Source organism: Murinocardiopsis flavida, from assembly GCF_003014485.1.
Taxonomy (GTDB): domain Bacteria; phylum Actinomycetota; class Actinomycetes; order Streptosporangiales; family Streptosporangiaceae; genus Murinocardiopsis; species Murinocardiopsis flavida.
The window spans coordinates 1-3229 of sequence record NZ_PYGA01000054.1 but is presented as its reverse complement, the minus strand read 5'-3'; the positions used below and the strand labels follow the sequence as shown (position 1 = coordinate 3229).

The window sequence follows — 3229 nt, the reverse complement described above, 5'->3', positions numbered from 1 at the left end:
GGTTGGGTGTTGAGGTGGGCGGGTGTGTGGTGGGTGTTTTGATTTGTGGATAGTGTGCGCGAGCATCTTGTATCTGTGGTGGTCAAGTGAGAGTGGCATACGGTGGATGCCTTGGCACCAAGCGCCGATGAAGGACGTGGGAGGCCGCGTTAGTCCACGGGGAGTTGTCAACCAAGCGTTGATCCGTGGGTGTCCGAATGGGGAAACCTAGCCCTTGTCATGGAGGGTTGCTGCCGTCTGAATGTATAGGGCGGTTGGTGGTGACGCGGGGAAGTGAAACATCTCAGTACCCGTAGGAAGAGTAAACAAGAGTGATTCCCTGAGTAGTGGTGAGCGAAAGGGGATGTGGCTAAACCGTGGGCGTGTGATACCCGGCAGGGGTTGCGTGTGCGGGGTTGTGGGATGCATCTGGACTGGTCTGCCGGCTGGTCGCGTTGTGCGCGTGTTGTAGTCGAAGCCGTTGGGAAGCGGTGCCGGAGTGGGTGAGAGTCCCGTAGGCGAAGTGACGCGTGGCGCGTGGGGTGTGGTCCCGAGTAGCGCGGAGCCCGAGGAATTCCGTGTGAATCTGGCAGGACCACCTGTCAAGCCAAAATACGTCTTGGTGACCGATAGTGCACTAGTACCGTGAGGGAAAGGTGAAAAGTGCCCCGGTGAGGGGTCGTGAAATAGTACCTGAAACCGTGTGCTGTCAAGCCGTCAGAGCCTGGGCCTCCTTTGGGGGGTGTGTGGGTGATGGCGTGCCTTTTGAAGAATGAGCCTGCGAGTCGTGGTGTGTGGCGAGGTTAACCCGGGTGGGGTAGCCGTAGCGAAAGCGAGTCTGAAGAGGGCGTTTGTAGTCGCATGCTGTGGACCCGAAGCGGAGTGATCTACCCATGTCCAGGGTGAAGCGGAGGTAAGACTTCGTGGAGGCCCGAACCCACCAGGGTTGAAAACCTGGGGGATGAGGTGTGGGTAGGGGTGAAAGGCCAATCAAACTCCGTGATAGCTGGTTCTCCCCGAAATGCATTTAGGTGCAGCGTCGTGTGTTTCTTGCCGGAGGTAGAGCGACTGGTTGGCTGATGGGCCCGACAAGGTTACTGAGGTCAGCTAAACTCCGAATGCCGGTAAGTGAGAGTGCGGCAGTGAGACTGCGGGGGATAAGCTTCGTAGTCGAGAGGGAAACAGCCCAGATCATCAGCTAAGGCCCCTAAGCGTGTGCTAAGTGGGTAAGGTTGTGTAGTTGCTGAGACAACCAGGAGGTTGGCTTAGAAGCAGCCATCCTTTAAAGAGTGCGTAATAGCTCACTGGTCAAGTGATTGTGCGCCGATAATGTAGCGGGGCTTAAGCACACCGCCGAAGCTGTGGATGCAGCACGCCTTTCGGGGTGTGTTGTGTGGTAGGGGAGCGTCCTGCGTGAGGTGAAGTTCCTGGGTGACCGGGGGTGGATTGCGTGGGAGTGAGAATGCAGGCATGAGTAGCGAGACGCATGTGGGAAACATGCGCGCCGATTGACTAAGGGTTCCTGGGGCAGGTTAATCCGCCCAGGGTGAGTCGGGGCCTAAGGCGAGGCCGACAGGCGTAGTCGATGGATAACGGGTTGATATTCCCGTACCCGTTCACGTGCGCCCATACTGAATCCTTTGATGCTAACCATGTCCGGTGTCTATCGTCGCCTTCGGGTGGTGGTGGGTGCTGGTGTGGGGTCCGATTGGGTAGTAGGTAAGCGATGGGGTGACGCAGGAGGGTAGCTCTACCGGGCGGTGGTTGTCCCGGGATAAGCGTGTAGGCCGGTGTATAGGTAAATCCGTGCACCATGAGGGCTGAGGCGTGATGTCGAGACGTTTTTGTCGAAGTGAGTGATCCCATGCTGTCGAGAAAAGCCTCTAGTGAGTGCGTGGGCGGCCCGTACCCTAAACCGACGCAGGTGGTCAGGTAGAGAATACCGAGGCGTTCGGGTGAACCGTGGTTAAGGAACTCGGCAAATTGTCCCCGTAACTTTGGGAGAAGGGGAGCCCTGTCCGGTGATCAAACTTTGCTTTGTGAGCTGGGTGGGGTCGCAGATACCGGGGGGAAGCGACTGTTTATTAAAAACACAGGTCCGTGCGAAGTCGTAAGACGCTGTATACGGACTGACGCCTGCCCGGTGCCGGAACGTTAAGAGGACTGGTTAGGTGCCCTTTGGGGTGTCGAGGCTGGGAATCTAAGCGCCGGTAAACGGCGGTGGTAACTATAACCATCCTAAGGTAGCGAAATTCCTTGTCGGGTAAGTTCCGACCTGCACGAATGGCGTAACGACTTCCCCGCTGTCTCAACCACGGGCCCGGTGAAATTGCACTACGAGTAAAGATGCTCGTTTCGCGCAGCAGGACGGAAAGACCCCGGGACCTTCACTATAGCTTGACATTGGTGTTTGGGATGGTTTGTGTAGGATAGGTGGGAGCTGTGGATGCGGCCACGCTAGTGGTTGTGGAGGCGTTGGTGAAATACCACTCTGATCATTTCGGGCATCTAACCTGGGACCGTGATCCGGTTCGGGGACAGTGTCTGGTGGGTAGTTTAACTGGGGCGGTTGCCTCCTAAAGGGTAACGGAGGCGCCCAAAGGTTCCCTCATCCTGGTTGGCAATCAGGGGTTGAGTGTAAGTGCACAAGGGAGCTTGACTGTGAGACGGACGTGTCGAGCAGGTGCGAAAGCAGGGACTAGTGATCCGGCACCGGCGTGTGGAAGCGGTGTCGCTCAACGGCTAAAAGGTACCCCGGGGATAACAGGCTGATCTTCCCCAAGAGTCCATATCGACGGGATGGTTTGGCACCTCGATGTCGGCTCGTCGCATCCTGGGGCTGGAGTTGGTCCCAAGGGTTGGGCTGTTCGCCCATTAAAGCGGCACGCGAGCTGGGTTTAGAACGTCGTGAGACAGTTCGGTCCCTATCCGCTGCGCGCGTTGGAGACTTGAGAAGGGCTGTCCCTAGTACGAGAGGACCGGGACGGACGAACCTCTGGTGTGCCAGTTGTCCCGCCAGGGGCATGGCTGGTTGGCTACGTTCGGGAGGGATAACCGCTGAAAGCATCTAAGCGGGAAGCTTGCTTCGAGATGAGGTCTCCTGCCACCTTGAGTGGGTAAGGCTCCCTGGAGATGACGGGGTTGATAGGCCGGGTGTGGAAGCCTTGTGAGGGGTGGAGCTGACCGGTACTAATAGGCCGAGGGCTTGTCCATCGCAGATGACTGGATGCTCGCGCACACTATTTTCGCG

Annotated in this window: 1 rRNA gene; it reads left to right on the top strand. The window is 57.6% G+C overall.

The features are described 5' to 3' along the window. The first annotated feature begins 79 nt into the window (after positions 1-79). Positions 80-3193 (top strand): 23S ribosomal RNA (locus tag CLV63_RS32885). The last annotated feature ends 36 nt before the right edge of the window (positions 3194-3229 follow it).